This is a genomic window from Sinorhizobium chiapasense, assembly GCF_036488675.1.
Taxonomy (GTDB): Bacteria; Pseudomonadota; Alphaproteobacteria; order Rhizobiales; family Rhizobiaceae; genus Sinorhizobium; species Sinorhizobium chiapasense.
The window spans coordinates 4,224,452-4,251,392 of the sequence record NZ_CP133148.1 but is presented as its reverse complement, the minus strand read 5'-3'; the positions used below and the strand labels follow the sequence as shown (position 1 = coordinate 4,251,392).

Genomic DNA, 26,941 nt, shown 5'->3' with positions numbered 1-26,941 from the left:
ATCGCATTCGGATTCAGGCGGAAGCCGCACGCATCTTACTGCAAATGAATGAAGGCCGCTGCAGACAGCGGCCTTCATCTTTCGTCAGGCGCGGAGCACGCCGCCGGTGCTCTTCGCCACATTGGCGATGATCTTCGAAGTCAGCGCTTCGAAATCCTCGTCGGTCAGCGTGCGTTCCACCGGCTGGATCGTCACCTCGATCGCCACCGATTTCTTGCCCTCGCCGAGCGATGCTCCCTCGAACACGTCGAAGACGTTGACACCGGTCACCAGCTTGCGGTCGGCACCGGATGCGGCCCGCAGTATCGCTGCCGCCTCGACCGTCTTGTCGACGACGAAGGCGAAATCGCGCTTGACCGCCTGGAACGGCGAAAGCTCCAGGGCCGGCTTGGTGCGCGTTGCCTTCTTCTTCGGCTCGGGCATGGCGTCGAGGTAGATCTCGAAGCCGCAAAGCGCGCCCGATACGTCGAGGGCATCGAGCGTCTTCGGGTGGAACTCGCCGAAGCTGCCGAGAACGATTTTCGGGCCAAGCTTGATCGTGCCGGAACGGCCGGGGTGATACCAGGCCGGGCCACCGGCCTCGAACTGGACATTGCCCATCGGCACGCCGCAAGCCTCGAGCACGGCGATGGCATCGGCCTTGGCGTCGAAGACATCGACCGGCCTGCCGCCGCCTTTCGCCGCATTCGACCACAGCCGACCGGCGCCGTTCAGCGATGCCGTACCGCGGCGGATGCCACCGGCGACACGGCGCTGGCTTTCGGGCGCATCCCCTTCATAGGTCCCGGACACCTCGAAGATCGCGACGTCGCCATAGCCCTTGTCGGCATTGCGCTGCGCGGCGGTCAAGAGCCCCGGCAGCAGCGAAGGCCGCATGTCCGACATGTCGGCTGCGATCGGGTTGGCGAGTTTCAGTGCCGGTTGGCCGCCGCCGAAGAGCTTCGCCTGTTCCTCCGAGATGAAGGACCAGGTGACGGCTTCGAGCATGCCGCGGCTTGCGAGCGCGCGCTTGGCCTGACGCGTGCGGATCTGCAGCGTCGTCAGGATCTTGCCGTTGACGACATTGTGGCTTTCGAGCGGAGCCGCAACGATGTTGTCGACGCCATGAATGCGCATGACCTCCTCGACGAGATCCGCCTTGCCGTCCACGTCCGGGCGCCAGGAGGGCACGGTGACGCGGAAGCGCTCGCCGGAGCCCTCCGCGGCAAAGCCGAGCTTGGTGAGGATCGAGACACTTTCCTCGGTCGAGACCTCGAGGCCGGTCAGCCGCTTCACCTCCGAGACGGGGAAGTCGACCACCTTGGGCGTATGCCCCTCATAGCCGACGACATCCAGCCTGGCGGGCGTGCCGCCGCAAAGCTCCAGTACCAGCTCGGTCGCGCGTTCCAGGCCCGGCACCATGTATTCCGGATCGACGCCGCGCTCGAAGCGATAACGCGCATCGGTGATGATGCCGAGCGTGCGGCCGGTCTTGGCGATGTTCATCGGATCCCAGAGTGCGGATTCGATCAGCACGTCGGTGGTGTTCGCGTCGCAGCCGGAATGCTCGCCGCCCATGACGCCGCCGATCGACTCTATCCCGTCCTCGTCCGCAATCACCACATTAGCCGGCGACAGCGTATATTCGCGCGTATCGAGCGCCAGTACCTTCTCGCCCTCCTTCGCCCGGCGAACCGTAAGGTTGCCGGTGACCTTGGCCGCATCGAAGACGTGAAGCGGCCGGCCCTGGTCGAAGGTCAGGTAGTTCGTGATGTCGACCAGCGCGTTGATCGGCCGGAGACCGATCGCATTCAGCCGTTGGCGCATCCAGGCCGGGCTCGGGCCGTTCTTGACGCCACGCACGAGGCGGAGCGCGAAGCCGGGGCAGAGGTGCTTGTCCTCGCCGAGATCGAGACTCACCTTGACCGGCGTTTCCCCCTCCACAGGGAAGGACGGTGCCGGCCGCGCTTTCAACGTGCCAAGCCCGGAGGCGGCGAGATCGCGGGCGATGCCGTGAACGCTCGTGCAATCCGGCCGGTTCGGCGTCAGGTTGATCTCGATGACCGGATCGTCGAGCCCGGCGTAAGCCGCGTAGCTGGTGCCGATCGGAGCATCCTCTGGCAGGTCGATGATGCCGGTGTGGTCGTCGGAAATCTCCAGCTCCTTTTCCGAGCACATCATGCCGCGGCTTTCGACGCCGCGGATATTGCCGACCGAGAGCGTGACATCGATGCCGGGCACGTAGGTGCCGGGAGCCGCGAAGGCGCCAATGAGACCCTTGCGGGCGTTTGGCGCACCGCAGACGACCTGAACCGGGTGGCCGTTGCCGGTATCGACCATCAGCACCTTCAGCTTGTCGGCATTCGGGTGCTGCTCGGCCGAGACGACCTTGGCGATGACGAAAGGCTTGAACGCTGCCTTGTCGTCGACGTCCTCGACTTCCAGCCCGATCATCGTCAGGCGGGCGCAGATTTCCTCGAGCGAGGCGTCGGTTTCCAGATGGTCCTTCAGCCAGGAAAGCGTGAATTTCATGTTTTCACCTGTGTCCCAAAAATATCAGCGCGCGATCAAGCGGAAAGGCCGCCGAAGAGCGTCGGCATGTCGAGCGGGCGGAAGCCGTAATGCGTCATCCAGCGGACGTCGGCGTTGAAGAAGTCGCGCAGGTCCGGCATGCCGTATTTCAGCATGGCGATGCGGTCGAGCCCCATGCCCCAGGCAAAGCCCTGATACTCGTCCGGATCGAGACCGCCGGCCCGCAGCACGTTCGGATGGACCATGCCGCAGCCGAGGATTTCCATCCAGTCCGTGCCTTCGCCGAACTTGACGATGGGGCCGGAGCGGTCGCACTGGATGTCGACCTCGAAGGACGGCTCGGTGAAGGGGAAGAAGGACGGGCGGAACCGCATCGTCACCTGATCCACCTCGAAGAACGCCTTGCAGAACTCTTCCAGCACCCAGCGCATGTTGGCGACATTCGCCGTCCTGTCGATCACCAGGCCCTCGACTTGGTGGAACATCGGCGAATGGGTGGCATCCGAATCTTGGCGGTAGGTCTTGCCGGGAATGATGATGCGGATCGGCGGCTGTTGCGCTTCCATCGTGCGAATTTGCACCGGCGAGGTGTGCGTGCGCAGCACCTTGCGCTCGCCCTTCTCGTCCGGCTGGAAGAAGAAGGTGTCGTGCATCTCGCGGGCCGGATGGCCTTCGGGGAAGTTCAGTGCCGTGAAGTTGTAATAATCCGTCTCGATATCCGGCCCTTCGGCGATCGAGAAACCCATGTCGCCGAAGATCGCGGTGATCTCGTCGACGATCTGGCTGATCGGGTGTATGCGGCCACGCTCGGCCGGCGAGGAGCGGACCGGCAGGCTGATGTCTACCGTTTCGCGCGCCAGCCGCTCGGCGATTGCGGCATCCTTGAGCGCCAGCTTGCGGGCGGAGATCGCATCCGTCACCGTGTTCTTCAGCGCATTGATCTGGGCGCCGCGCGTCTGGCGCTCCTCCGGCGACATCGTGCCGAGCGTCTTCAAGAGTTCGGAAATGGAGCCCTTCTTGCCGAGCGCGCCGACGCGCACCGCCTCGATCGCTCCCTCGTCGCCGGCGGCATCGATATCCGCCAGCAATGTTCGTTCCAATGTTTCCAGTTCGCTCATCCGTGCAGCCTCGATGCGGGAATGTCGGTTCTTACCGATTCAAATCTTCAAGAATGTGATCGCGTCGCGCCCGAGAGGTGGACGAGATCTGTCACTGCCGTCGGCGCGCTTTTTTGACGTGCCGAATAGAAAAACCCGCGCCAGCCCCTGCCAGCGCGGGTTTCCCAACAAATTTCAAGAACGGTTTTGGGAAAACGCTGGCTTAACGGACAGCGCTTTCAAACTCGTTTGTCGTGCCGGCTTCCTTGAGGTAGGCGAGCGCCTTCTTGGCGGCTTCGACGAGCGCGCCGAATGCTGCCGTCTCATGGATCGCCATGTCCGACAGAACCTTGCGGTCGACTTCGATGCCGGCCTTGTTGAGGCCGTCGATGAAGCGGCCATAGGTCAGGCCATGCTCGCGGACGGCAGCGTTGATGCGCTGGATCCAGAGAGCGCGGAAGTTGCGCTTGTTAACCTTGCGGTCGCGGTAGGCGTACTGCTTGGAACGGTCCACCGCTGCCTTGGCGGCGCGAATGGTGTTCTTGCGGCGGCCGTAGAAACCCTTGGCGGCCTTGAGCGTCTTCTTGTGCTTGGCGTGGGCGGTCACACCGCGTTTTACACGTGCCATGTCATGATCTCCTTAAGTATCCAAATCGCCAGACGTCTTAAAGACCGTTAGGCAGGTAGTTCTTGACGACCTTCTTGCCATCAGGCTCAGCGAGAACCATGGTTCCGCGCGCGTCGCGAATGAACTTGTTGGACCGCTTGATCATGCCGTGGCGCTTGCCAGCAGCAGCAGCTCGAACCTTGCCGGTTGCGGTAACTTTGAACCGCTTCTTGGCAGACGATTTCGTCTTCATCTTGGGCATTTTGCTACTCCATTGTTCTTAATAGTGCGAAACAGGCAGACGAAGCCCGTTTCCAGCGTTAAGAACGGCCACGGCATGCCCTGCCGGACCGTTCGGACGGGGGCTTATACCCACATGCCCCGAAAAACGCAAGCGGGCAAACGAAGGAGCCGGACGCGACCCGAAGCGGTGTCGCTTCGCTCGGCGACCAGCCCCGTGCGGGCGATGCCCTTCAAACAAAAAGCCGCCCCAAGTGGCGGCTTCCCGTCATATTCATTGTGCGTGGGCGTGACCGATCACTTCGGCGCCAGCACCATCATCATCTGGCGGCCCTCGAGCTTCGGCTCGGCTTCCACCTTGGCGATCGCCTGAGTGTCGTCCTTTACCTGCAGGAGAAGCTTCATGCCGAGTTCCTGGTGGGCCATTTCGCGACCGCGGAACTTCAGCGTCACCTTGACCTTGTCACCTTCCTCGAAGAATCGGTTCATGGCCTTCATCTTCACCTCGTAGTCGTGGGTGTCGATGTTCGGACGCATCTTGATTTCTTTGATCTCGACGATCTTCTGCTTCTTGCGCGCTTCCGCGGCCTTCTTCTGGTTCGCGTATTTCAGCTTGCCCAGATCGAGAATCTTGCACACCGGCGGTTCTGAGTTCGGTGCGATCTCTACCAGATCAAGACCGGCTTCGTCCGCCATGCGGAGCGCCTGGTCGATCGGAACGACGCCGACATTCTGGCCTTCGGCATCGATAAGCTGAACCCGGGGGACCCGGATTTCCTTGTTTGAGCGCGGCCCCTCTTTAACCGGGGCGTCCGCTTTGAACGGTCTGCGAATGGTCGTACTCTCCTCGAGCTATTTACGTATATTTGGTCTGCTTGAACGGTCAGCGCGATCTCAAACGAAGCGCTTGAAACTGTCACTGACGGCAATGTGTGAATTGCGGCGCCAGAGTCAATAGCATGGCTCGCAAGGAAAATCACCCTCTGTCGAAGCATAGGCGAATCTGTTTTAGAAGGAAATCTGCCGCCTGCCGCCGTCTTTCGAGAGGATATCCGATGTCAACAGCATCAGCCGAAACTGAAATCACGCGGATCGAAGTCGGCAGCGGTGCGGCCGCGCGCTCGATCGCCATGCGGATCTTTCGCACGGAGCAGCGCTCGGAGCGCCCGACGCTCGTGTGGCTCGGCGGCTATCGCTCCGACATGTCCGGCACGAAGGCCGTCGAGGTCGAACACTATGCCCGCTTGGCCGGAACCGACTGCATCCGTTTCGACTATTCCGGCCACGGCTCCTCCGGCGGCGATTTCCGGGACGGCACGATCTCGCGCTGGATCGAGGAAAGCCTTGCCGTCATCGATCACGCCGCGCCGGCCTCGCGCCTCATCCTCATCGGCTCCTCGATGGGCGGCTGGGTCGCCTTGCGGCTCATTCAGGAGCTCAGGCGGCGCGGCGCGACGGGCGGCGTCGCAGGACTCGTGCTGATCGCGCCTGCTCCAGACTTCACGGCGGAACTGATCGAACCCAATCTTACTGAAGCCGAGAAAACCTCGCTCGCCGAGCGCGGCTATTTCGAGGAACCGTCGCAATACAGTCCCGAGCCCAACATCTTTACGCGGGCGCTGATCGAAGACGGCCGGGCCAATCGCGTGCTTTCGGGCCCGGTCGAAACGGGCTGCCCGGTCCATATCCTCCAGGGCATGCGCGATCCCGATGTGCCCTATACCCATGCACTGAAGCTGATGGAGCATATGCCGGCGGACGATGTCGTGATGACCCTCATTCGCGACGGCGACCATCGGCTCTCACGTGACGAAGACATTGCCAAATTGAAACAGGCGATCGGCGCAATGCTGACGCAAGCCTGACTGCCGCGCAGCCAACCGTCTTTCCGACGCACCCCGCGCAACGCCGTTGCGGCGCAAGGATTATTACCGCCAATTCTCGGCGTTTTTAACCATAAAGGCCGATCCGCGAATCAGAAGATTGACTCCAACGATCTAACAATATTAACTCTTTGTTAACGATTAGAGCAGCACTCGGGGAAATCCTAAAAAAGCTGTCGTCAACTCAGGATTGCGCGGATAGGTCCGGACATGAAGTACCGGCACGCCGCGTTGCAGGGGATCTGTATGGCGTCTTGGACAGGGGTTAAGGCAAGCATTGCGGCTTTCTGCGCAGTTTTCATTTCGGCAAACACGGCAATTCCCGCCCAGGCGGGACCCTCTCCATGGATGCAGACCGGCTCGCTAACGTCCCAGCCGATCGGGCATTACGAGTTTTGCCAGAAGCATCGCGGAGAATGCGGCGCACGGTCCAAGACCACCGTCGCGCCACGCGTCACCGACCGAGGCTGGGCCGTCATCCGACAGGTCAATGCTCAGGTCAACCGCGAGATCACGCCCGTGACCGACCAGCAGGTTTTCGGCAGAGACGAGGTCTGGTCATATCCGACCACCACCGGAGATTGTGAAGACTTCGCGCTCGAAAAACGCCGCCGCCTGATGAAGCGAGGCTTTTCTGCCAGTCAGTTGCTGATGACCGTCGTGCGCAAGCCTGATGGCGAGGGCCATGCGGTCCTGACCGTCCGCACCGCGCAGGGCGACTTCATTCTCGACAATCTCGAAAGCAGGGTGAGGCTGTGGACGCAAACGCCCTATCGCTATCTCAAGCGCCAGGCGTCCTATAACAGCGGCCGCTGGGTGACCATCGACAACAGCGGGGAGATCGTCGTCGGCTCGGTCGGCAACTGACCAGGGCAGCGGCGAGTTATCAAAAGAGGGCCGTTCTGCGGCCCTTTTTCATGCCGTTTTTCGACGCATATCGTCATCCCAAAACCGCTGCGCACTTTTGGGCGACATGCGGTGCTGCGTTGATGCATGTCGTTATCCCAAAACCGCTGCGCACTTTTGGGCGACATGCGGTGCTGCGTTGATGCATGTCGTTATCCCAAAACCGCTGCGCACTTTTGGGCGACATGCATCAGGCGTTGCCGATCAGGACGCCGGCGGCGAGCACCAGACTGCCACCGAGGACGACCTGGAAGGCCGCCCTGAGGAATGGCGTTTCCATAAACCGGTTCTGGATGAAGGCGATCGCCCAAAGTTCGAAGAAGACGATTGCGGCTGCCGTCACCGTCGCCGTCCAGAAGTGCGGGATCAGATAAGGCAGTGCGTGGCCCAGGCCCCCGAGTGCCGTCATGATGCCCGAGGCAAGTCCACGCTTGGTCGGCGAGCCGCGCCCTGACAGTTTACCGTCGTCATGGGCAGCCTCGGTGAAGCCCATTGAAATGCCGGCGCCGACGGAGGCCGAAAGGCCGACGAGAAAGGTCTGCCAGGTGTCCTGAGTTGCGAAGGCGGCAGCAAAGATCGGCGCAAGCGTCGAAACCGATCCGTCCATCAGGCCGGCAAGGCCCGGCTGGACGTAAGTGAGGATGAACTGCCGGCGCGACGTCTCACCTTCCTCGGCGCGCACATTTTCGGGCGTATGCTTCTCGCCAAGCCGGCGGGCCAGCGATTCATGCGACTTCTCGGCAATCGCTAGGTCGCCGAGCAATCTGCGCGTCGCGGCATCCTGCGTACGCGCGGCCGCCTCAACATAGAACCGGTGGGCCGCCTCCTCCATCGCTTCAGCTTCGTCACGCGCTTTTTCGATCGGCATCTCGGCGACCAGCCAATCGGGCTTGCGCTCCGGGAAATCGCGCACATGCTCGCGCCGGATCAACGGGATACGATTGCCGAAACGGGCGACATGCAGGTCGATCAGCGCCTGGCGATGATGGCTTTCCTCTTCCGCCATCTCCTCGAAGACCCTGGCGGAATGCGGATATTTTTCGCGCAGCGCATCCGCATAGGCGAGATAAATGCGGCCGTCGTCCTCCTCCGAGGAGATCGCCAGCGCGAGGATTTCCTGCTCGCTCAAGGAAAGGAACGGCCGCTTGAAACGGGAGAAAAGGCGGGAAAGCATCTACAACAACCTTCTTTAGAATAATTCTAAAGAACATAGGAGGCACCACATCGAACGTCAAGGCCGCGAAGCCGCAGTGGCGCAGCCGACCGACCGGCGGAAGCGTTGCCCCTCATCCCGCTGCCGCGACCTTCTCCCCGCACGCGGGAAGCACGCGGGAAGAAGGGACGACGCCGCAAACTCCCCTTCCCTCGCCCCGCTTGCGGCGAGAGGGTCAGGGTGAGGGCAACGGTGATGCAGGCCGGACTCAAATCGTGAGGTTCAGCGCCTTTTCCTGCTCGATATAGGCGCGCTGTTGATCGGTGATGTAGTCGCGCACGATCGGGGCGGCGTCGCGCGAGCGCGACAATTGCATGTGGAAGACGAGCTGGCTGCCGGTGCGGAACATCATCTCCGCGCTGATCAGGTAAAACTCCCACATCCTGGCGAAGCGCTCGTCGTACATCGCGATCACCTTGTCGCGGTTTTCCTCGAAGCGCTTGCCCCAGTGCGCCAGCGTCGTCGCATAATGCACCCGCAGGAACTCCAGATCGGTCACCCACAGGCTGTTCTGCTCGACGACCGAGAAGACCTCCGACAGTGCCGGCGAATAGGCGCCGGGGAAGATGTACTTGCGCAGCCACGAGCTTGCCATGCCGGGCGGGCTCATGTGTCCGATCGAGTGCAGCACGGCGAGCCCGTCATCCGGCATCAACGCATTCAGCTTCTTGAAGAATTCGTCGTAGTGGTGCACGCCGACATGCTCGAACATGCCGACCGAGACGATGCGGTCGAAGGGACCCTGGACGTCGCGGTAGTCCTTCAGCTCGAAACGCACGCGATCGGCCATGCCCGCCTTGCGAGCCCGCTCGGAAGCCAGTGCCTGCTGTTCCTTCGAAAGCGTCACTCCCAGAACCTCGACATTCTCGAGCGCCGCCAGGTAGAGCGCCAGGTCACCCCAGCCGCAGCCGATATCGAGCACCTTCATTCCCGGCTTCAGGCCCAGCTTCGCCGCGAGCAGCCGGAGCTTGTTGCGTTGCGCCGCCTCCAGCGTCTCGTCCGGCGCGCGGAAATAGGCGCAGGAATAGAGCATGTTCTCGTCGAGGAAGAGCTTGTAGAAATCGTTACCGAGATCGTAGTGGTGCGCAACGTTCTGCTGGGCCTTGCCCTTCGGGTTTGCCTGCTGGCGCTTGCGGAAGCGCATCTTAACAGCCCGCAACACCTTCTGGATCGGATAGGAACCGAGCGAGAGCCGGTTGATCGAAAACAGCGTGAGAAAGTCCCGAAGCGTCGAGCCTTCCTCGAAGCGCATCGTACCATCCATATAAGCCTCGCCGGCGGCAAGCTCGGCGTTGAAGACGAGGCTGCGATAAAGCCGCTTGTCCGTCAGCCGCATCGTCACGTGCGGCCCGGGTTCGCCGGAAAACACGTGGCGTTTGCCATCGGCGTCGATCACCGTCAGGCGACCCTTACGAATGAAGGACTTCATCATATGCGACAGTGGGAACATGCAGTGCCTCATTCTCGTGACGTGCAATCAACCGGCGCATCCGGAGCTGGCGTGTGAGCAGCGTCTGCCCCTCATCCCGCTGCCGCGACCTTCTCCCCACGGGTGGGGAGAAGGGGACCTGTGGCGCCAACCTCGTCCCCTCTCCCCGCCTGCGGGGAGAGGGGCAAACACCCAGTTGAGATATCTCAACTGGGACTCTGCCCGAGTCTTCCTCAGTCTTTGGCGCGCTCGACGTAGGAGCCGTCTTCGGTCGCAATGACGACACGGGTGCCGGCCTGGATGTGCGGCGGCACGGAGGTGCGAACGCCGTTCGAAAGAAGGGCCGGCTTGTAGGAAGAGGATGCCGTCTGGCCCTTGACCACCGGTTCGGTTTCGGTGATCTCGAGGATGACGTGGCGCGGCAGGTCGATGGCGATCGCAACACTTTCATGGATCGACAGCATCACGGCCATGCCTTCCTGGAGGTAGGCCTTCTGGTCGCCAATGTCGTCGGCCGACATGACGAGCTGATCATAGCTTTCCGGGTTCATGAAGTGGAAGCCTTCGCCGTCTTCGTAGAGGAACGTGTGTTCGCGGTCTTCGACGAAAGCGCGCTCGACCTGCTCGGTCGTGCGGTAGCGCTCCGAAACCTTCACGCCGTCGGAAATGCGGCGCATGTCGACCTGCGTCACCGGTGTGCCCTTGCCCGGGTGGAAGTTCTGTGCGGTAAGCACGACATAGAGCTTGCCGTCGACGTCGAGAACGTTGCCCTTGCGGACAGAAGAAGCGATGACCTTGACCATTAGTCTTCCTTGTAACAGAGGTATGCGCGACGCGGCGAGCTGGGAAAACCGGCCCTGAAGGACGCGAAAACTGAGATTTCGCGCCGCAACTACCCTAATTTCGCGCAAATAGCCAGCCTGCGCCGGCATTCACGTGAAGAAACTGGCACGCGAAGAAACTTGGCAGGCGAAGAAAGTTTGGACCGACCGATCATGCCGCATGCTTCTCCCTGGTGGACACCGGATGTCCATGCCGACCGGCGCCCGTTTCTCATCGGGCGCAACCGCATCCAAGCGGCTTTGCGGCGGTTCTTCGACGAGCGCGATTTCGTCGAGGTCGATACGGTGAGCCTGCAGGTGTCGCCGGGCAATGAGGCCCATCTGCATGCCTTCGCAACGCAAGCGCTCGGTCACGACGGCTCCGCCCAGCCGCTTTATCTCCACACCTCGCCGGAATTCGCCTGCAAGAAACTGCTGGCCGCCGGCGAAAAGCGCATCGCCTGTTTTGCCCATGTCTACCGCAATCGGGAGCGCGGGCCGCTGCACCATCCCGAATTCACCATGCTCGAATGGTATCGCGCCGGCGAGAGCTACGAGGCGCTGATGCGCGACTGCGCCGAAATCCTCGCGCTCGCCGCCGAGACGACGGGCACACGATCCCTCACCTATCAGGGCAGGGCCACCGATCCGTTTCTCGAACCGGAGCGGCTTTCGCTGGCCGAGGCCTTCGAGCGCTTTGCCGGCATCGACCTCATCGCCTCGATCGCGAAGGACGGAGCGACGGATCGTGACCAGCTGGCCGCGGCCATGAGGGTTTCGGGCTTGCGCGTCGCCGACGACGACAGCTGGGCTGACCTCTTCAGCCGCGTGCTCGTGGAAAAGGTCGAGCCCAATCTCGGTTTCGGCCGGCCGACAATCCTCGACGAATATCCGGTCGCCGAGGCGGCGCTCGCCAGGCCGACGGCGCGAGACCGTCGCGTCGCCGAACGGTTCGAGCTCTATGCCTGCGGCGTCGAGCTTGCCAATGCCTTCGGCGAACTGACCGATGCCGCAGAACAGCGCCGCCGCTTCGAGCTCGAAATGGCGGAGAAGGCGCGCGTCTATGGTGAAACCTATCCGCTCGATGAAGACTTCCTGTCGGCTCTCGCGATCATGCCCGAGGCGAGCGGCATCGCGCTCGGCTTCGATCGCCTGGTGATGCTGGCGACGGGTGCTTCGCGCATCGATCAGGTGCTCTGGGCGCCGGTCGCGGAGGCAAGCGCATGACGGCACAGCGTTCCATCAGAACGGCGCGCGAACTCGTCGATGCCGGCCTTATCGCGCCGGCGGACGAACAGGCGACATCGCATGTTGCGTCGCGCTACGCTGTTTCGATCAGCCCGGCGATTGCAGGTCTCATCGACCGCCAGGACAAGGACGACCCCATCGCCCGCCAGTTCGTGCCGGACGCCGCCGAGCTGACGCTGACGCCGGAAGAGCGGGCCGATCCGATCGGCGACAGCTCGCACAGCCCGGTTGCCGGGATCGTTCACCGCTATCCCGACCGCGTGCTGCTCAAGGCGGTGCATGTGTGCCCGGTCTATTGCCGCTTCTGTTTCCGTCGCGAAATGGTCGGGCCGCAGGGGCTCGGGACGTTGACACCCGCCGAGTTCGACGCCGCGATCGCTTACATCGCGGACCATTCCGAAATCTGGGAGGTGATCCTCACCGGCGGCGATCCGCTGGTGCTTTCGCCCCGTCGGCTCGGCGAAATCATGGAGCGGATCGGCGCGATCGACCATGTCAAGATCGTCCGCTTCCACACACGCGTTCCCGTCGTCGAACCGGAGCGCGTCGATGCCGACCTCGTCGCGGCGTTGAAGGCGAGCGGCAAGGCCACCTATGTAGCGCTGCATGCCAACCACCCGCGCGAGCTGACGGCCGAGGCGCGCGCCGCCTCGGCCCGCCTCATCGACGCGGGCATCGTCATGGTCAGCCAGTCGGTGCTGCTTAAGGGCGTCAACGACGATCCGGCCGTGCTCGCGGAACTGATGCGTGCCTTCGTCGAAACACGGATCAAACCCTATTACCTGCATCATCCGGACCTTGCCCCCGGCACCGGCCATTTCCGGCTGTCGATCGAGGAGGGGCAGAAACTCGTCGCAGCGCTTCGCGGCCGCGTTTCCGGCCTCTGCCAGCCGACCTATATCCTCGATATCCCCGGCGGCCACGGCAAGGCCGTCATCAGCGCAAGCGCGATCGCCGCGGAAGGGGGTGGCTGCTACACCGTCACCGATTTCCGCGGAAACGAGCACGCCTATCCGCCCAAGGCATGACCTCAGGATTATGCGTTGGCGCACATAACCACGATCATGATCCGTGGGAGTTATCCTCATCTACAGCGCCGCGCGTCTTATCAGACGCGCAAAGGACGCCGTAGCACTTTGAAATGCTGCATATTTTTATCCCGGCTACGATTTAAGGAAACATGCAGTAGACTGAGCTTCTCAAATAGATGGCAGTCGTCACCGACTGCAAAGCCCCATTCAGTGTCGTGATAATGTAAAAACTCCAGGCGGCGGCGCACCAACGGCAACGCGATCGTCCAGCCCCAAAACCGTCGCGCTCATGATGCTACACCCTCAGGAATGCAAGACGCTCATCGGTGCGGCCTGGTGCAATTTCAAGAATGTCGGCCTCCACTACGCCTTCCGCCACGAACGGATCCTCCTGAACACGACACTCCAGATCGGCGCGTGAGGTGTTGTGTGCGAGTACGGCTCCGCCCAAACCTGGCTGCAGACTGCCGGTGACAAGAAAGACGCCGTCATCGAAGCCGCGCTTAATCCAGGCATTATGCCTTTCCATCAGGTCGAGCGCCTTCGACTTGTCAGAGAACTTGAGGGCAACGACGAACATGCAGGATCCTTCCTTAGGAGTCGTAATCGGAAACGGGTGCTGGAGTCTCAGATAGCCTTGGGCGCTGCGCGGCCAGCCAAGCGCGCATCTCGTCGACCTCGCGCCGGACAAAGGCTTCATCGCGAAACGCCGTGGCGAGGGTCGCGACCCCTTGGCTCCGCATCAGGATGTGCATGGCGAGCGTGTCGGCATCAGTCCCCCGACCGAGTGCTGCAAATTGACCTGACAGCCAGTCGCGAAACAAATTGAAAAGTTTGGCCGCATCGTCCTTAGCGACATGATCCAGCTTAGCGAGCTCGTTGCACAGAGTGCCGACGGGGCAGCCGTGGGCCATGATCTTCGTCTGGTTTATGAGCAGGAGTTCGATGAAGCTGAGAATGCGCTTCGCAGGTGTCTCTGCCGAGGATTCCCAGCCATCGAGCATCTCCTTGGTTTTGGAGAGACGATAGGCAATTACTGCCCCCAGGATCTCGTCTTTCGTCCTGAAGTGATAATAGAAGTTTCCCCGGGAAGCACCGACTATCCCCGCGATGTCGGCGAAAGACGTCGCTTCAAACCCTCGCTCGTAGAAGAGCCTGTCGGCAGCTTCCACAATCTGCTGTCGTGTGTTTGCACCTGCCAAGTCTCGATCTCACCAAGCATCCGTCCTGGTCCATGAAGGATCTAGGACAATTGACCTAACACTCATTAGGTCAATTGTCCTAGAGGAGTCAAGTGGTGGCGAGGGAACTTCCTCTGTAGCTGAGGGCGAGGATTATGCGCACTATCTGGCAGCAACCCTTGACTCCCAAACGTTTCACCGAGAGGTGGCCATTATCTCCCACGGATCATAATCAGGAAAGATTTCGAACCTCACGTCACAGGCGCCCATGGTCAATCGTCAACGGATCGTAAGCATTAATTGACTGAGCAATGGAGACAGACCATGACCGACACGAAAGCCGTCCGCTACGAACAGGAAATCCCCGAAGTCCTCGGCGCGCTCGCCGACGTGCACAACAAGATGGACAGCCACGGCCTCGACCGATCGATCCACCACCTGGTCCAGCTTCGTGCCTCGCAGATCAACCGTTGCGGCTTCTGCGTGAAGATGCACACGAAAGAAGCCCGTGCCGACGGCGAGACGAGTGAACGGCTCGACCGCATCATCGTCTGGGATCAGGTCGGCGATTTCTCCGAGCGCGAAAAGGCCGCCCTCGCCTGGACCGAGGCTCTGACGGAACTCGAGCCCCGGACGGATTTCGCAAGCCTGCGTGCTCGGCTTCGCGCGCACTTCAGCGACAACGAGATCAGCGTCATCACTTCGACCGTGGCGATGATCAACCTTTGGAACCGCATCCAGATTTCGAGGCACTGACATGGTTCGCAACGACAAGATCGGCATGTTCGAGGAGGCGCGACCCCGCCTCCTTGGCCTCGCCTACCGCATTCTTAGTTCGCGTGCCGATGCCGAGGATGCGGTGCAGGACACGTTCCTGAAATGGCAGGCAGCCGATGTTTCCGCAATCGAAAGTCCGGCCGCCTGGCTCACCACCGCCTGCACCCGCCGCTGCCTCGACCTGCTCAAGTCCGCGCACCGCAAACGCGTCGACTATGTCGGCGCGTGGTTGCCGGAACCGATCCACACCGCAAGCGACGACAACGCGGAGGAGAAGCTTGCCCTCACCTCGTCGCTCACGACGGCATTCCTGCTGATGCTCGAACGGCTGACGCCCAAGGAGCGGGCCGCCTATCTGTTGCATGAGATTTTCGGCCAACCCTATGACGAGATTGCCGAAACGCTCGACATGCAGGAGGCGGCCACCCGCAAGCTGGTCTCACGCGCGAAATACAATATCGGTGTGGTTCAGACCCGACATACGACGCCGCGCGAACGCCAGGAGGAACTCCTTGCCGCTTTCCACGGTGCCATTCACGGCGGAGACATCGTCGGCCTTTCGGCGCTGCTGTCGGCCGACGTGAGGCTCACCGCCGACGGCGGCGGCAAGGCCGCGACCGTGCTTGGCATCCTTTCCGGCAAGGAGACCGTCGTGGCCTTCATTGCCGAGCGGCTCACCGAATACTGGTCGCACTACCGGTGGGAAACCGCGGAGCTCAACGGCGGACGCGGCATTGTCCTGCGGAGTGAAGACGGCGATGTCGCCGCAACTGTTTCCTTCGGCTACGACACAGACGGCCGGGTCACCGATATCTTTATCGTCCGCAATCCGGACAAGCTCACTCATCTTGACGACGCAACCGTCCATTGAAACGATCGCCGATCAACGAGGCCCAATATGCTCGACAAGACCAAGAATGCGGCGGCCGCATCCGATGCCGGCTGGCTCACCCTTGTCTTGTCTCCGGCGGAAACGCCATCCATTCGCTTGTGCTCAGCGGCGGCGTCGCGCTGCATGCGCTCAATATCTATATCGTCACGACCGTCATGCCATCCATCGTGCGGGACATCGGCGGGCTCGACTATTATGCCTGGAGCACGACGCTTTTCGTTGCCGCGTCCATTCTCGGTGCGGCGCTCTCGGCGCGGCTGCTCAATCGGGCCGGCGCCGGGGGCGCCTATGCCGTCGGTGCGATCGTCTTCGGACTTGGTTCGCTCACATGCGCCGTGGCACCCAGCATGGCATTGCTGCTTGCCGGCCGCGCCATCCAGGGCTTCGGCGGCGGGCTTCTGTACGCGCTGGCCTATGGCGTCATCCGCATGGTTTTCCCGGCTGCACTCTGGGCCCGCGCGATCGGGCTGATCTCCGCCACCTGGGGCACGGCGACACTCATCGGCCCGGCGGTCGGCGGCGTGTTTGCAGAATATGGCGCGTGGCGGACCGCCTTCTGGTCGCTGCTGCCCCTGACGGCAGTGCTTGCGATCCTCGCCTTGTCGACTCTGCCGCGAACGACATCAGGCACGCGCGGTCCGCTGCCGCTGGCGCAACTCACGCTTCTCATCGCCATCGTCCTAGTGCTCTCGGTGAGCGGGACCCGTACGGTGATCGGCGAACAGATCGCAGGCGTTGGTGCCGCGCTCGCCCTGTTCGCGGTGCTCGTCGCCAGTGAACGCCGCGCGACCGAGCGGCTGCTGCCGCACGGCGCTCTCAGCCCGCGCTCGCCGCTCGCCGCGCTCTATGCGACCATTGCATTGGCGATGATCGGCATGCAGCCGGAGATCTACGTTCCCTATCTGTTGCAGGAACTTCACGGGCGGTCTCCCCTCGTCGCCGGTTATATCGCCGCGCTGATGGCGCTCGGCTGGACGGCCGGCTCGATGACGAGCGCCCATTGGGATGGCGGCCGCGCACGCAAGACGATTGCCGCCGGTCCGTTCTTCGGCCTCGTCGGCCTCCTGACGATCGCCGCCTTCATGCCGGTCATATCGGCTGGCTTCGCCGCGATCGCGGTGCCACTGTGCCTCGGGATCGCCGCGGTCGGCTTCGGCATCGGACTCGCGTGGCCGCACATCGTCACGGCGGTCTATGCCGCCGCACCGGCTGGCGAAGAGGAAAAGGCGGCAGCGTCGATTACGACGATCCAGCTTTTCGCGGCATCTCTCGGCGCGGCACTTGCTGGCATGACAGCCAACCTTGCCGGTATTGGCGAGGGCGCGGCAGAGGGCGCCACCTCGGCCGCGATCTGGCTCTTCGGGCTCTTCGCACTCGCACCGGCCCTGGGCATCGTCTCCGCTCGGAGGGCGGTTGGCGGAAGCGCTAACCGACATATGCAGAACCAAGAAATGCACTAGAGTCCCGAACTCGAACATCGCGGCAAGCGTGCCGCGCTGCGATTTTGCGAAGGCTTCTGCGAAAGTGATCGGAGATCATCGCCAGTCGATGTCGCCAGTGAGCGCGATGGCCCAGGGGATGTGCTTCAGCGGCGTCAAGGCAACTCCGCTGATGACGCTCCAGGCAAAGGCGGAGGAGAGCGTCATGCGCGGCTCCGTGCTGCACGACCATTTCGCCGCCGCCGCGCTCGCCCGCATCGGCGAGGATCTGACGCACCTGAAGGTAGGCCGCGACATGACGATCGCGATCGCCATGCGGGCTTATCTGCTCGATCGCTGGACCGAGGCCTTTCTCGGTCGGCACCCCGATGCGACAGTGTTGCACCTCGGCTGCGGTCTGGACAGCCGCGTCTTCCGCCTCGATCCACAGCCGCCGGTGCGCTGGATCGATGTCGATTTTCCGGATGTCATCGCGCTCAGGCGGCGTCTTTACCCCTGCCGGGACAACTATGCGATGATTGCCGCCTCGATCACCGAGGCGGCGTGGCTTTGCCGATGTCCCGCAGACGCGCCGGCGATGATCGTTGCCGAGGGTGTGCTGCCCTATCTGGGGCGCGACCAGGTACCACTGCTTCTGCGCAGACTCGTCGGCCACTTGCCGTTCGGCGAGATCGCCTTTGATGCCTATAGCCGATTGATGATCTGGTTGCTGAACGTCAACCCCGCGATCCGCGCCGCCGGTGCCGACCTTCATTGGGCGCTCGACGATCCGGCGGAGCTTACGCGGCTGGTACCGGGCCTCACCCTCGTCGAGGACCGCTCGCGCTGGAGCGGCGTCAAGGCTGCGCGCATGTCTCCGCCTTTGCAGGTTGCGCTGCAAATGCTCGAGGCGACCCCGATGCTGCCGCCGATGGGGCGGCTGCTTCTCTACCGCTTTTGACGCACTAAAAAGGCCGCGCGGCATGCCGGCGGCCCCTTGTTGATCCGTTGTGTCGCGGATCAGCCTTGCTTGATCGGCGCGATCGAGATTTCGACGCGGCGGTTTTGCGCACGGCCGGCCTCGGTGGCGTTCGATGCGATCGGCCGCTCCATGCCATAGCCCATGGTCGAGATGCGGCGCTGGTCGATCCCGCGGCCGCCGAGGAAGTTCGCAACCGAAGCCGCGCGGCGCTCGGAGAGAGCCTGGTTGTGGGCGGCGCTGCCGGTCGAATCGGTATGGCCGTCGACGTCGATGAGCGTCCGGTTGAACTTGCGCAATACGATCGCGACCGAGTCGAGCGTCGAATAGAAGGCCGGCACCACCTGGTCGCGGTCGGTCGCAAAGGTGATGTTCGACGGCATGTTGAGGATGATGCGGTCGCCCGCGCGCGTCACCGACACGCCCGTGCCCTGCAACTGGGCGCGCAGTTCCGATTCCTGCTGGTCCATGTAGTTGCCGACCAGACCGCCGCCGAGCGCGCCGATACCGGCGCCGACAAGCGCGGCATCACGTCGTCCCGCGGCGCTGCCGCCGACCAGAAGGCCGGTTGCGGCGCCAAGGCCCGCGCCGAGCAGCGCACCGCCCGCCGTATTCGACATCTTCTGCTCGCCTGTGTAGGGATCGGTGGTGGTGCATCCGGAAAGGTAAGCGGCCGCAATGGCCAGGATGGCGCATTTCTTGATCATCGAATCGATTGTCCCCGTTGGTGCTCGAAATGCTTCATACTATCGATTGAGGCAGGAAGATGAAGAGGCATTCCATTCGCGCTGCAACCGCCTGCATGCATCTTGATGTTGCACGCGGGCAACGGCCGCGGCAGCCTGAGAAAATGGCCGTCCGCCGCCACATTGCTGTCCAGAGCACCCGCTAACCGATCCTTCACATGCCCGTGCTACATGGGCCGAGGCTCTAGACAAGCGGGGACGACGGTATGGCGGTCGAGTTCGGCGACACGGAACGCAATCTCAGCGACACGCTGAACGACATGATCGCCTCTATCAGAGGCAACACGATCACGCTGCGCGAGCTTATGATCGGAATTGGCGAGCACGGCTTTCTGCTGCTTTGCGCATTGCTGACGCTGCCGTTTTTGATTCCGGTTTCGATTCCGGGCGTCAGCACCGTCTTCGGTGCGGCAATCATCCTTATCTCACTGGCGATCACACTCAATCGCCTGCCCTGGCTGCCGCAACGCATTCTCGATCGGCAGATCGAAACCGAGAAGCTCGTGCCGACGCTCAAAAAGGGCGCTGCGCTCGTCTCCAAACTCGACCGCTTCGTGCGGCCGAGACTGCACTTCCTGACGCAGGGCGCCTTCATGAGCCGCTTCAACGGGCTGATGATCATGGCCGGCGGCGTGCTCCTGATGTTTCCGCTCGGACTGATCCCGCTGTCGAACACGCTGCCCGGTATCGCGATCCTGCTCCTGTCGCTGGGCATCATCCAGCGCGACGGCCTGATGGTGGCCGCGGGCTATCTCTTTCTCGTCGCGACAACGGTCTATTTTACCGTTCTCGCCTACCTGGCCCTTGCCGCCGGCCAGGGCCTCTCCAGCTTCTTCGTTTCATAAGCGGCGACGACAGGGAGCGCTTCCAGCCGGGCGCCCGTCGACATCGCCTCGGGGCAGACGCTTGCGGCCGTCCCGGGTGGAAACGACGCAATTTCAGGTGGATAACCGTTGTACCCCTGGACCTACCCTAAAGCGCGAGGTGCTTGTAGAAGAAGGTCGTACTGCAATAGCGGCCGTCCGGCATCAGCGCGTAATCGGGGACGACTCCGGCGCGCATCCAGCCGAGGCGCTCATAGATCGCCTCCGCCGGCTCACCGGTCGCGGTGTCGAGCACCAGCACGCGCCGGCTGCGCTTCACGGCCTCGGTTTCGGCTTTCTCCATCAGCCGGCGCCCAAGACCGAGGCCGCGCGCATCCCGGTGGACAAGCAGCTTCTTGATGTCGGCGCGATGCGGCTGGTTGGGCATTGTACCGATGCCGAGCTGCACGGTACCGACCACCCGGCCGTCGACATCGGCAACGATCAGCACCGTCTCGTCTCGGGCGACGGAGGCGCAAACCGCCTCCCAGAAGGGCAAGGCGTCCCTCGGCGCGAAAGGCTGCATGAACCCGACCGACGCACCGCCATCGACGCAATCGGAAAGGATCTCGGCAAGCGCCGGCAGAGCGGCGCGGGTTTCTTCTTCGCAGAGCACACGGGTGTTTATCTCAGGCATGGCTAGACCTTGGTGCGGCAGAGAATGACGGCGTAGTGGGCCGGTTCGTCATAGGGATTATGAAAGACATGCGCCTCCTCCAGCCCCATGAAGAGGCAGTCGCCCGCCTCGAGCAGATGGGGTCCGTCCTCCATCGTCAGTTCGAGCCGGCCGGAAAAGAGCCAGAGGTGCTGCGTGATGCCACGGTCCGCCGGCTGGCGTTCGAAGACGACCCGGGCCTTGGGCGGAAACTCGACCTCGACGATATCGACCGGCGAGCCGACGCCTTCCGGCGAAACAGACCGGCGCAGGTAGCCGCTTTCCGGATCGCGCCAGAGCCGTTGATCCGCCCGCCGCACGACCGGCGAGGCATCTTTTACCTCGAAGGCGAAGAGCGCCGAAAGCGTCGTGCCGAGCGCGCTGCAAAGCTTCGCCAGAAGCTGCGCCGTCGGGCTCGTTTCACCGCGTTCGATGCGCGATATCATGGCCCGGCTGACGCCGGAGCGCGTCGCGAGATCGTCGAGGGTCAGCGCCTGCTCGGTTCGCAGTTGCCGCACCCGTTCGCCGATGGCTCGTTCAAGGGGGTCGTTAACATGTTCCATTATCTGAGATTGCATTTCTCATATAGTGGAGTCAAGACGCTGCCGAACCGCGAAATTAATTTCGTTCGTGCCGTTTTGACGACAACGCGCTGGCGCGCCAGGCGCTATGGTTGCGGGCAAGCGTTAGTTCGCAAAAGTATTTCTCTTCAATAGTTTAGAAATCTCTTGTCGAGGGGGGAGCAGCATGGACGTCGCGGAAGCCAGGCACGGGACCCCTTCCTCGCTCATGTCGATCGCCAGCATCGTCGTCTCGATGACGGCGGTCGCGATCGGCAACGGCATGATGCTCGCCTATGTCCCCTTCGTGCTGACACGGTCCGAGGCGCCGGACTGGGTTCCGGGCGCGGCGGTAACCGCCATCGCCTTCGGCGGGCTCGTCGGCTGCGTGATCGCCGGACCGCTCATCCGCCGCGTCGGCCATGCGCGCGCCTTCTCCTGCTCCATGGCCCTCGTCATTCTCGCTGCGCTGATGATCAGTCTTGGCGTCCATCCGCTTCTGTGGGTATTCGCACGCTGCCTCTACGGCGCCGCCGGCAATACGAACTTCATCATCAGCCAGAGCTGGCTGAACCACGCGAGCGAAAACCACTGGCGCGGCAAGGCGATGGCGCTTTTCTACATGGCCTATGTGATCGGCCTCGGCGCCGGCGCCTGGCTCTTCGGCCAGATTCCCGCGGAAGGCAACCTTGCGCCGATCATCACGATCTTCTTCACCACGGTCGCGATCCTGCCGATCGGCCTCACCCGCCTGCCGACGCCGCCGGCGCCCGCCAAGGTCAGCATCGACATTCCGATGGCGTGGCGGAACTCTCCGGTCGCCTTCGTCGGCGTACTTGCGGCCGGCGGCCTATCCATGGTCGTGCAGGGCTTCACGCCGATCTATGCCGCCGCCAACGACGTCAGCCAGAAGGACGTGGCGGCGCTGATGTTCGTCATGCAGTTCGGGCTGATGTTCATCCAGTATCCGATGGGCGCGCTCTCCGACCGGATCGATCGCCGCATCGTCTTGATCGCCACCTGCACGCTGATCGTTGCCGCCGGACTCGCGGCGCTCAGCGTTTCCTTCGCCAATCTCATCCTGCTGATGCTGGTCTTCGCGCTCTTCGCCGGTGCGGTCGAGACCGTCTACTCGATCGCCAATGCGCATGCCAACGACCGCGCCGATCCGTCCGATTTCGTGCCGCTCGCCAGCACCATGCTCGTTGCCTGGTCGACGGCCGCAACCATAGTTCCGATGCTTGTCACCATGCTGACGCCGGCCTTGGGGCAACGCACCTTCATTTACGCGGCAATGGCCGTGGCGGTTTGTTATGCGATATTCGTACTCTTGCGTCTCGGCAGTCGCGAGAGGGTGCCGCCGCAGTTCTGCGAAAGCTTCGAACTGAAGAGCGCGCAGGTGCCGAACGCCGGCGCGCTGATCGAGGCGGAAGCACGCTCCGAATAGGCGGCGGGAGCGGCCAAAACATAGTGAACGAAGCCTTCATTTCCCGCTTTGCGCCGCCTGATCGCGCTGCTATATGCGGCCCATGAGCACAACATCTTCCAAGACGCCCCTGTCGCACATCCGCAACTTCTCGATCGTGGCCCATATCGACCACGGCAAATCGACGCTCGCCGACCGGCTGATCCAGTCGACCGGTGGTCTTGCCGAGCGCGAAATGTCCGAGCAGGTGCTGGATAGCATGGACATCGAGCGCGAGCGCGGCATCACCATCAAGGCCCAGACCGTGCGCCTGCACTACAAGGCCAATGACGGCGAAACCTATGTGCTGAACCTCATCGACACGCCCGGCCACGTCGACTTCGCCTATGAAGTCTCGCGCTCGCTTTCGGCCTGCGAGGGCTCGCTGCTCGTCGTCGACGCGAGCCAGGGCGTCGAAGCCCAGACGCTCGCCAACGTCTATCAGGCGATCGACAACAACCACGAGCTCGTCACCGTGCTCAACAAGATCGACCTGCCTGCGGCCGAACCGGAGCGGATCAAGGAACAGATCGAGGAAGTGATCGGCATCGACGCTTCCGACGCCGTGCTGATCTCGGCCAAGACCGGCCTCGGCATTCCGGACGTGCTCGAGGCGATCGTCCACAAGCTGCCGGCGCCGAAGAGCTCCGGTGGCGAGAAGGCGCCGCTGAAGGCGCTGCTCGTCGACAGCTGGTACGACACCTATCTCGGCGTCATGGTTCTCGTGCGCATCATCGATGGCGTGCTGACCAAGGGCCAGACCATCCGCATGATGGGCACCGGGGCGAAATACACGATCGAGCGCGTCGGCGTGCTGACGCCGAAGATGGTGGCGATGGATTCGCTCGGCCCGGGCGAGATCGGCTTCATCACCGCCTCGATCAAGGAAGTGGCCGATACCCGCGTCGGCGATACGATCACCGAGGACAAGCGCCCGACGGCGGAGGCGCTGCCGGGCTTCAAGCCGGCGCAGCCGGTGGTGTTCTGCGGCCTCTTCCCGGTCGATGCCGCCGATTTCGAGGAGCTACGCGGCGCGATGGGCAAGCTCAGGCTCAACGACGCCTCGTTCTCGTTCGAAATGGAATCCTCCGCCGCCCTCGGCTTCGGCTTCCGCTGCGGCTTCCTGGGGCTCCTGCATCTCGAAATCATCCAGGAACGGCTGTCGCGCGAGTTCGACCTCGACCTGATCGCGACCGCCCCCTCGGTCGTCTATCAATTGACCATGACGGACGGCACCGAGAAGGAGCTGCACAATCCGGCCGACATGCCGGACGTCGTCAAGATCACCGAATTTCGCGAACCGTGGATCCGGGCGACGATCCTGACGCCGGACGAATATCTCGGCGGCATCCTGAAGCTCTGTCAGGACCGGCGCGGCATCCAGACGGAACTGACCTATGTTGGCAACCGGGCGATGCTGACCTACGATCTGCCGCTCAACGAAGTGGTCTTCGATTTCTACGATCGGCTGAAGTCGATCTCCAAGGGCTACGCCTCGTTCGACTACAACCTTTCCGACTATCGCGAGAGCGACCTCGTCAAGATGTCGATCCTCGTCAACGGCGAACCGGTCGACGCGCTGTCGATGCTCGTCCACCGGTCGGCCGCGGAAAAGCGCGGCCGCGTCATGTGCGAAAAGCTGAAAGACCTGATCCCGCAGCACATGTTCCAGATCCCGATCCAGGCCGCAATCGGTGGCCGCATCATCGCCCGCGAAACGGTTCGGGCGCTCCGGAAGGACGTGACGGCGAAGTGCTACGGCGGCGACGCCACCCGCAAGCGCAAGCTTCTGGAAAAACAGAAGGAAGGCAAGAAGCGCATGCGCCAGTTTGGCAAGGTGGAGATCCCGCAGGAAGCGTTTATCGCGGCGTTGAAGATGGGCGACGAGTGATTGTTTTCTTCCCATGAAGATGCGCATATAATGTGCGCATCTTCATGGGAAAACGAACATGACGCGATCAACCGCACGGCGCCCGACCAATCTCTCCCTCGACGCCGATTTGCTTTCAAAGGCGCGCGATCTGAAGATCAACGTTTCGCGCGCGGCGGAAGAAGGCATCGCGCAAGCGATCAAGACCGAACGGGAAAAGCTCTGGCGCGTTGAGAACGCGAAAGCGATCGCCGATGCCAACACCCTGGTCGAAAAGCGCGGACTGCCCCTGACGAAACATCGGCAGTTCTGATGGCCCGGTTTCATGTCTACCGTTTGAAGCAGGCCGAGACATTGGTGGTCGATCTCCAGGCCGACCTCTTCGACGCGCTGAAGACCAGAATTGTCGCGCCGCTCATTCGGGTGTCCGACATCGGTCATGTCATGTCACGCCTCAATCCACGCGTGACCATCGGCGGGGACGCCTGCGTTATCGCTATCCATCTCCTGGCTGCGATCTCAGTGAACGAACTCGATGAGATGGTCGCGGATCTGTCGAGCCGGCGCGACGACATTGTCGCCGCCACGGATTTCGCATTCCAAGGTTTCTGAGCCCCTCTATCGCACACCAAGCAGATACCGCTTCGAGATGCGGTCGACCGGCCGGCCATCCTTCAGCGGCACCGTCTTCTCGATCTTGTAATCGACGAAGCCCATTTTGGCGTAGTAGGCCAGCCCGCCGGCGTTGTCGGCGCGGATCGTCGCGTTGATCGCCTCAAGGCGAGCCTCGAAAGCGTGTGCCTTGGTGGCAGCAAAAAGCGCCGTTCCCGCGCCACGCACTTTCCCGTGCGGACGAGCGAAGGTTCCGATATCCGCCCAGCTCTCGGGGAGAGCATCCCAGCGCTCCAGGGCCTGGAAGGCGCAAGGCCGGCCATCGGCATCGTCTGCAACATAGCAGCTGATGAAGCCCGGACATGAAAGAAAATGCGCGGCAAAGCTCTCATCGGTGAAGGGCACTTCGTGGGCGGTCGTGCCGCCCATCTGTATGATCTCGTTCAGAAAGGCGCAAAGCGACGGTACGTCGTCGGAGCGCGCCGGCCTGACTTGTAGCACCACGTTATCGGCCATTGATGAAAAGCTCCTGCTCTCTTCTTCGGACGTCACCGCAGAACTCGCGCCGGATTCCCCACCACCGTCGCGCCCGGGGCAACATCGCGTGTCACCACCGCGCCCGCGCCGACGATCGCGCCGTCGCCGACCGTCACACCGGCGAGAATGATCCCGCCGCCGCCGATCCAGACGTTCTCGCCGATCGCCACGGGGCGGGCGAGTTCCAGTCCCTCCCGGCGCAGGGCCGGATCCTTGTGGTGTTCGGCGCAATAGATCTGCACGCCCGGTCCGAGCATCGTATCGGCCCCGATGACGACGGGCGCGCTGTCGAGGATCGTGCAGCCGGCGTTCAGGTAGACGCGGGCGCCGAGCGTTATGTTCATGCCGTAGGAACAATGAAATGGCGCCTCGACGAAGGCGTCCGGGGCAACATCGGCAAAGAGCGCCCTCAAGCCCGGGGCCAGGCTGCCGCGTTCGTCCGGCGGCAGGGTGTTGTGTTGGTGAACCGCCTTGCGGGCGCGATCGCGCAATTCATCCAGTTCCGGATCAAGGCAGCAATACCACCCGCCGGCCGCCATCTTCCTGCGCTCGCTCTCCGTCACGGCTGCGCCTGTCCTTTCGCCTTGGTGTAGGCCCGATCGCGCCGCTCCAGGCTCTCCTTCGGCCAGAGCGCCTGCATGTCGTAATATTCCTCGAAAGTCTTGGCGCCCGCCGGCAGCGCCACCCAGTCGAGTTTCGAGCGCGTATAGATGTGCACGTCCGGCGGAAAATCCGACGGCCGGTCGAGCGTTGCGACGCGCACGAAGGACAGCCACTTGCGCCGGCCGTAATCGCTCCAGAGCGCCGACTGGCAGTCGGCGCAGCGATAGACGTCGTGCGGGCGGCCGCTGTCGGTCGGCAGTGTAACCATCACGGGCTCGCCCTTGAGCAGTTCGACGTTTTCCGCCTCGACGAGGCCGTTGATCGCGAAAGCACTTCCCACCTGCCGCTGGCAGTCGCTGCAGTGGCAACAATGGACGAACATCGGGCGCTTCTTCAATCGGTAGCGGATGCGCCCGCAAAAGCAGCCACCCTCGATCGCTTCGCTCATGACCAACCTCCTCCATCACGAGTTCGCAACGCCGCGGGTGGCCCGAATGCCTACCGGCGCGCCGTGGGCTAGGTTGACCACGGCCGCCGCCGCCGTTCAAGAGGCGATCGCCGGCCTTGACTTCGTCGGCGAACTTTCCGACCTTTGGGCCATGTCGACGCTTGCGATCCATTTCCGTTGTTTTTTCCGGGTCTGCCCTATCGCAGGAACCTGACCCCGGCCCGGATGCGTGCGCTCTCCGGGGAAGGGGAGCCTTTCGCATCGAGACGTCTGCGACCATCCACGGACTTCAGTGCGGCCAGCGCAAAAAACATTTCACAGGAACACTCGCGATCATGGCGCCTCTGCA

Annotated in this window: 30 protein-coding genes; 13 read left to right on the top strand and 17 right to left on the bottom strand. The window is 62.7% G+C overall.

Annotated elements, in window-relative coordinates; genetic code table 11:
• Positions 1-84 precede the first annotated feature (84 nt).
• The 5 genes from pheT to infC all read right to left on the bottom strand — a co-directional run bounded on the left by pheT (position 85) and on the right by infC (position 5,289).
• Entirely contained in the window at positions 85-2,511 is a 2,427-nt protein-coding gene (gene pheT, locus RB548_RS20165) for a phenylalanine--tRNA ligase subunit beta (protein ID WP_331372958.1), read from the bottom strand.
• Between the two features lie 35 nt (positions 2,512-2,546).
• Entirely contained in the window at positions 2,547-3,629 is a 1,083-nt protein-coding gene (gene pheS, locus RB548_RS20160; RefSeq protein WP_331372957.1) for a phenylalanine--tRNA ligase subunit alpha, read from the bottom strand.
• Between the two features lie 202 nt (positions 3,630-3,831).
• Complete coding sequence (gene rplT, locus RB548_RS20155; RefSeq protein WP_280660457.1) at positions 3,832-4,236, bottom strand: 50S ribosomal protein L20; 405 nt, start codon at positions 4,234-4,236, stop codon at positions 3,832-3,834.
• A 37-nt stretch (positions 4,237-4,273) separates the two neighbouring features.
• Positions 4,274-4,477: a 50S ribosomal protein L35 gene (gene rpmI / locus RB548_RS20150; RefSeq protein WP_014330719.1), complete on the bottom strand. Its 204-nt coding sequence runs from the start codon at positions 4,475-4,477 to the stop codon at positions 4,274-4,276.
• Positions 4,478-4,752: 275 nt separating this feature from the next.
• Positions 4,753-5,289 carry a translation initiation factor IF-3 gene (gene infC / locus RB548_RS20145; RefSeq protein ID WP_136506618.1) on the bottom strand — a complete coding sequence of 179 codons (537 nt, stop codon included), beginning with the start codon at positions 5,287-5,289 and terminating at the stop codon, positions 4,753-4,755.
• A gap of 221 nt (positions 5,290-5,510) precedes the next feature.
• Between infC and RB548_RS20140 the strand changes: the two genes are divergently transcribed.
• Both RB548_RS20140 and RB548_RS20135 read left to right on the top strand, forming a co-directional pair.
• Entirely contained in the window at positions 5,511-6,320 is an 810-nt protein-coding gene (locus tag RB548_RS20140) for an alpha/beta hydrolase (protein WP_331372956.1), read from the top strand.
• Positions 6,321-6,584: 264 nt separating this feature from the next.
• Positions 6,585-7,205 (top strand): transglutaminase-like cysteine peptidase, encoded by a 621-nt coding sequence (locus tag RB548_RS20135; protein ID WP_331372955.1) that lies wholly within the window; start codon positions 6,585-6,587, stop codon positions 7,203-7,205.
• A 229-nt stretch (positions 7,206-7,434) separates the two neighbouring features.
• Here RB548_RS20135 and mbfA read toward each other — a convergent pair whose 3' ends face one another.
• The 3 genes from mbfA to efp form a co-directional block, all read right to left on the bottom strand.
• Complete coding sequence (gene mbfA / locus RB548_RS20130; protein ID WP_331372954.1) at positions 7,435-8,418, bottom strand: iron exporter MbfA; 984 nt, start codon at positions 8,416-8,418, stop codon at positions 7,435-7,437.
• Positions 8,419-8,665: 247 nt separating this feature from the next.
• Positions 8,666-9,907 (bottom strand): cyclopropane-fatty-acyl-phospholipid synthase family protein, encoded by a 1,242-nt coding sequence (locus RB548_RS20125; RefSeq protein ID WP_331372953.1) that lies wholly within the window; start codon positions 9,905-9,907, stop codon positions 8,666-8,668.
• 212 nt (positions 9,908-10,119) lie between these two features.
• Positions 10,120-10,689 (bottom strand): elongation factor P, encoded by a 570-nt coding sequence (gene efp, locus RB548_RS20120; RefSeq protein WP_331372952.1) that lies wholly within the window; start codon positions 10,687-10,689, stop codon positions 10,120-10,122.
• A 192-nt stretch (positions 10,690-10,881) separates the two neighbouring features.
• Here efp and epmA point away from each other — a divergent pair, with 192 nt between their 5' ends.
• Positions 10,882-11,934 carry an EF-P lysine aminoacylase EpmA gene (gene epmA / locus RB548_RS20115; protein ID WP_331372951.1) on the top strand — a complete coding sequence of 351 codons (1,053 nt, stop codon included), beginning with the start codon at positions 10,882-10,884 and terminating at the stop codon, positions 11,932-11,934.
• Positions 11,931-12,983: a lysine-2,3-aminomutase-like protein gene (locus tag RB548_RS20110; protein ID WP_331372950.1), complete on the top strand. Its 1,053-nt coding sequence runs from the start codon at positions 11,931-11,933 to the stop codon at positions 12,981-12,983. Before epmA ends, RB548_RS20110 begins: the two co-directional genes overlap by 4 nt.
• Before the next feature lie 80 nt (positions 12,984-13,063).
• Here the strand turns inward: RB548_RS20110 and RB548_RS20105 are convergent, their stop codons facing one another.
• From RB548_RS20105 to RB548_RS20095, 3 genes are read right to left on the bottom strand one after another with little or no spacing between them, the layout of a single operon-like run.
• Entirely contained in the window at positions 13,064-13,234 is a 171-nt protein-coding gene (locus RB548_RS20105) for a DNA-3-methyladenine glycosylase I (RefSeq protein ID WP_331375026.1), read from the bottom strand.
• Positions 13,235-13,281: 47 nt separating this feature from the next.
• On the bottom strand, positions 13,282-13,566 hold the full coding sequence (locus tag RB548_RS20100) for a YciI family protein (RefSeq protein WP_331372949.1): 285 nt from the start codon (positions 13,564-13,566) through the stop codon (positions 13,282-13,284).
• Positions 13,567-13,579: 13 nt separating this feature from the next.
• The gene (locus tag RB548_RS20095) at positions 13,580-14,188 is read right to left on the bottom strand and encodes a TetR/AcrR family transcriptional regulator (RefSeq protein WP_331372948.1); all 609 of its coding nucleotides are present in this window, start codon (positions 14,186-14,188) and stop codon (positions 13,580-13,582) included.
• A gap of 303 nt (positions 14,189-14,491) precedes the next feature.
• On the opposite strand from RB548_RS20095, the gene RB548_RS20090 reads away from it, so the two are divergent.
• The 4 genes from RB548_RS20090 (at position 14,492) to RB548_RS20075 (ending at position 18,215) form a co-directional block, all read left to right on the top strand.
• On the top strand, positions 14,492-14,923 hold the full coding sequence (locus tag RB548_RS20090) for a carboxymuconolactone decarboxylase family protein (protein WP_331372947.1): 432 nt from the start codon (positions 14,492-14,494) through the stop codon (positions 14,921-14,923).
• Position 14,924: 1 nt separating this feature from the next.
• Positions 14,925-15,815: an RNA polymerase sigma factor SigJ gene (gene sigJ, locus RB548_RS20085; protein WP_331372946.1), complete on the top strand. Its 891-nt coding sequence runs from the start codon at positions 14,925-14,927 to the stop codon at positions 15,813-15,815.
• Positions 15,812-17,296, top strand: a complete 1,485-nt coding sequence (locus tag RB548_RS20080; RefSeq protein WP_331372945.1) for an MFS transporter — start codon at positions 15,812-15,814, stop codon at positions 17,294-17,296. The genes sigJ and RB548_RS20080 overlap by 4 nt, the downstream gene beginning before the upstream one ends.
• Positions 17,297-17,480: 184 nt before the next feature.
• The gene (locus tag RB548_RS20075) at positions 17,481-18,215 is read left to right on the top strand and encodes a class I SAM-dependent methyltransferase (RefSeq protein WP_331372944.1); all 735 of its coding nucleotides are present in this window, start codon (positions 17,481-17,483) and stop codon (positions 18,213-18,215) included.
• Positions 18,216-18,274: 59 nt separating this feature from the next.
• On the opposite strand, the gene RB548_RS20070 is transcribed toward RB548_RS20075, so the two are convergent.
• Entirely contained in the window at positions 18,275-18,940 is a 666-nt protein-coding gene (locus RB548_RS20070; protein ID WP_331372943.1) for an OmpA family protein, read from the bottom strand.
• Between the two features lie 245 nt (positions 18,941-19,185).
• On the opposite strand from RB548_RS20070, the gene RB548_RS20065 reads away from it, so the two are divergent.
• Positions 19,186-19,824 carry an exopolysaccharide biosynthesis protein gene (locus RB548_RS20065; protein WP_331372942.1) on the top strand — a complete coding sequence of 213 codons (639 nt, stop codon included), beginning with the start codon at positions 19,186-19,188 and terminating at the stop codon, positions 19,822-19,824.
• A gap of 127 nt (positions 19,825-19,951) precedes the next feature.
• On the opposite strand, the gene RB548_RS20060 is transcribed toward RB548_RS20065, so the two are convergent.
• On the bottom strand, positions 19,952-20,479 hold the full coding sequence (locus RB548_RS20060) for a GNAT family N-acetyltransferase (protein ID WP_331372941.1): 528 nt from the start codon (positions 20,477-20,479) through the stop codon (positions 19,952-19,954).
• A gap of 2 nt (positions 20,480-20,481) precedes the next feature.
• Positions 20,482-21,060, bottom strand: coding sequence for a helix-turn-helix domain-containing protein (locus RB548_RS20055; RefSeq protein WP_331372940.1), 579 nt, complete (start codon positions 21,058-21,060; stop codon positions 20,482-20,484).
• Between the two features lie 184 nt (positions 21,061-21,244).
• Here RB548_RS20055 and RB548_RS20050 point away from each other — a divergent pair, with 184 nt between their 5' ends.
• The 4 genes from RB548_RS20050 (at position 21,245) to RB548_RS20035 (ending at position 25,004) form a co-directional block, all read left to right on the top strand.
• A complete protein-coding gene (locus tag RB548_RS20050; RefSeq protein WP_331372939.1) occupies positions 21,245-22,504 on the top strand; it encodes an MFS transporter in 1,260 nt (419 codons plus the stop codon).
• 82 nt (positions 22,505-22,586) lie between these two features.
• Positions 22,587-24,413 carry a translation elongation factor 4 gene (lepA, locus tag RB548_RS20045; RefSeq protein ID WP_408642387.1) on the top strand — a complete coding sequence of 609 codons (1,827 nt, stop codon included), beginning with the start codon at positions 22,587-22,589 and terminating at the stop codon, positions 24,411-24,413.
• A 58-nt stretch (positions 24,414-24,471) separates the two neighbouring features.
• Entirely contained in the window at positions 24,472-24,705 is a 234-nt protein-coding gene (locus RB548_RS20040; RefSeq protein WP_331372937.1) for a type II toxin-antitoxin system CcdA family antitoxin, read from the top strand.
• Positions 24,705-25,004, top strand: coding sequence for a CcdB family protein (locus RB548_RS20035; RefSeq protein WP_331372936.1), 300 nt, complete (start codon positions 24,705-24,707; stop codon positions 25,002-25,004). The genes RB548_RS20040 and RB548_RS20035 overlap by 1 nt, the downstream gene beginning before the upstream one ends.
• A gap of 6 nt (positions 25,005-25,010) precedes the next feature.
• Here RB548_RS20035 and RB548_RS20030 read toward each other — a convergent pair whose 3' ends face one another.
• Genes RB548_RS20030 through RB548_RS20020 form a run of 3 tightly spaced genes read right to left on the bottom strand, consistent with a single transcriptional unit; the run spans position 25,011 to position 26,592 of the window.
• Entirely contained in the window at positions 25,011-25,520 is a 510-nt protein-coding gene (locus tag RB548_RS20030) for a GNAT family N-acetyltransferase (RefSeq protein WP_331372935.1), read from the bottom strand.
• A gap of 32 nt (positions 25,521-25,552) precedes the next feature.
• Positions 25,553-26,104 carry a sugar O-acetyltransferase gene (locus RB548_RS20025; protein WP_331372934.1) on the bottom strand — a complete coding sequence of 184 codons (552 nt, stop codon included), beginning with the start codon at positions 26,102-26,104 and terminating at the stop codon, positions 25,553-25,555.
• Positions 26,101-26,592: a GFA family protein gene (locus tag RB548_RS20020; protein WP_331372933.1), complete on the bottom strand. Its 492-nt coding sequence runs from the start codon at positions 26,590-26,592 to the stop codon at positions 26,101-26,103. The genes RB548_RS20025 and RB548_RS20020 overlap by 4 nt, the downstream gene beginning before the upstream one ends.
• Positions 26,593-26,941 lie beyond the last annotated feature (349 nt).

Excerpts from the sequence above, each read along its gene's own strand:
- pheT (WP_331372958.1), bottom strand. The coding sequence starts at position 2,511 with ATGAAATTCACGCTTTCCTGGCTGAAGGACCATCTGGAAACCGACGCC.
- pheS (WP_331372957.1), bottom strand. The coding sequence starts at position 3,629 with ATGAGCGAACTGGAAACATTGGAACGAACATTGCTGGCGGATATCGAT.
- rplT (WP_280660457.1), bottom strand. The coding sequence starts at position 4,236 with ATGGCACGTGTAAAACGCGGTGTGACCGCCCACGCCAAGCACAAGAAG.
- rpmI (WP_014330719.1), bottom strand. The coding sequence starts at position 4,477 with ATGCCCAAGATGAAGACGAAATCGTCTGCCAAGAAGCGGTTCAAAGTT.
- RB548_RS20140 (WP_331372956.1), top strand. The coding sequence starts at position 5,511 with ATGTCAACAGCATCAGCCGAAACTGAAATCACGCGGATCGAAGTCGGC.
- RB548_RS20135 (WP_331372955.1), top strand. The coding sequence starts at position 6,585 with ATGGCGTCTTGGACAGGGGTTAAGGCAAGCATTGCGGCTTTCTGCGCA.
- mbfA (WP_331372954.1), bottom strand. The coding sequence starts at position 8,418 with ATGCTTTCCCGCCTTTTCTCCCGTTTCAAGCGGCCGTTCCTTTCCTTG.
- RB548_RS20125 (WP_331372953.1), bottom strand. The coding sequence starts at position 9,907 with ATGTTCCCACTGTCGCATATGATGAAGTCCTTCATTCGTAAGGGTCGC.
- efp (WP_331372952.1), bottom strand. The coding sequence starts at position 10,689 with ATGGTCAAGGTCATCGCTTCTTCTGTCCGCAAGGGCAACGTTCTCGAC.
- epmA (WP_331372951.1), top strand. The coding sequence starts at position 10,882 with ATGCCGCATGCTTCTCCCTGGTGGACACCGGATGTCCATGCCGACCGG.
- RB548_RS20110 (WP_331372950.1), top strand. The coding sequence starts at position 11,931 with ATGACGGCACAGCGTTCCATCAGAACGGCGCGCGAACTCGTCGATGCC.
- RB548_RS20100 (WP_331372949.1), bottom strand. The coding sequence starts at position 13,566 with ATGTTCGTCGTTGCCCTCAAGTTCTCTGACAAGTCGAAGGCGCTCGAC.
- RB548_RS20090 (WP_331372947.1), top strand. The coding sequence starts at position 14,492 with ATGACCGACACGAAAGCCGTCCGCTACGAACAGGAAATCCCCGAAGTC.
- sigJ (WP_331372946.1), top strand. The coding sequence starts at position 14,925 with ATGGTTCGCAACGACAAGATCGGCATGTTCGAGGAGGCGCGACCCCGC.
- RB548_RS20075 (WP_331372944.1), top strand. The coding sequence starts at position 17,481 with ATGCGCGGCTCCGTGCTGCACGACCATTTCGCCGCCGCCGCGCTCGCC.
- RB548_RS20070 (WP_331372943.1), bottom strand. The coding sequence starts at position 18,940 with ATGATCAAGAAATGCGCCATCCTGGCCATTGCGGCCGCTTACCTTTCC.
- RB548_RS20065 (WP_331372942.1), top strand. The coding sequence starts at position 19,186 with ATGGCGGTCGAGTTCGGCGACACGGAACGCAATCTCAGCGACACGCTG.
- RB548_RS20060 (WP_331372941.1), bottom strand. The coding sequence starts at position 20,479 with ATGCCTGAGATAAACACCCGTGTGCTCTGCGAAGAAGAAACCCGCGCC.
- RB548_RS20055 (WP_331372940.1), bottom strand. The coding sequence starts at position 21,060 with ATGGAACATGTTAACGACCCCCTTGAACGAGCCATCGGCGAACGGGTG.
- RB548_RS20050 (WP_331372939.1), top strand. The coding sequence starts at position 21,245 with ATGGACGTCGCGGAAGCCAGGCACGGGACCCCTTCCTCGCTCATGTCG.
- lepA (WP_408642387.1), top strand. The coding sequence starts at position 22,587 with ATGAGCACAACATCTTCCAAGACGCCCCTGTCGCACATCCGCAACTTC.
- RB548_RS20040 (WP_331372937.1), top strand. The coding sequence starts at position 24,472 with ATGACGCGATCAACCGCACGGCGCCCGACCAATCTCTCCCTCGACGCC.
- RB548_RS20035 (WP_331372936.1), top strand. The coding sequence starts at position 24,705 with ATGGCCCGGTTTCATGTCTACCGTTTGAAGCAGGCCGAGACATTGGTG.
- RB548_RS20030 (WP_331372935.1), bottom strand. The coding sequence starts at position 25,520 with ATGGCCGATAACGTGGTGCTACAAGTCAGGCCGGCGCGCTCCGACGAC.
- RB548_RS20020 (WP_331372933.1), bottom strand. The coding sequence starts at position 26,592 with ATGAGCGAAGCGATCGAGGGTGGCTGCTTTTGCGGGCGCATCCGCTAC.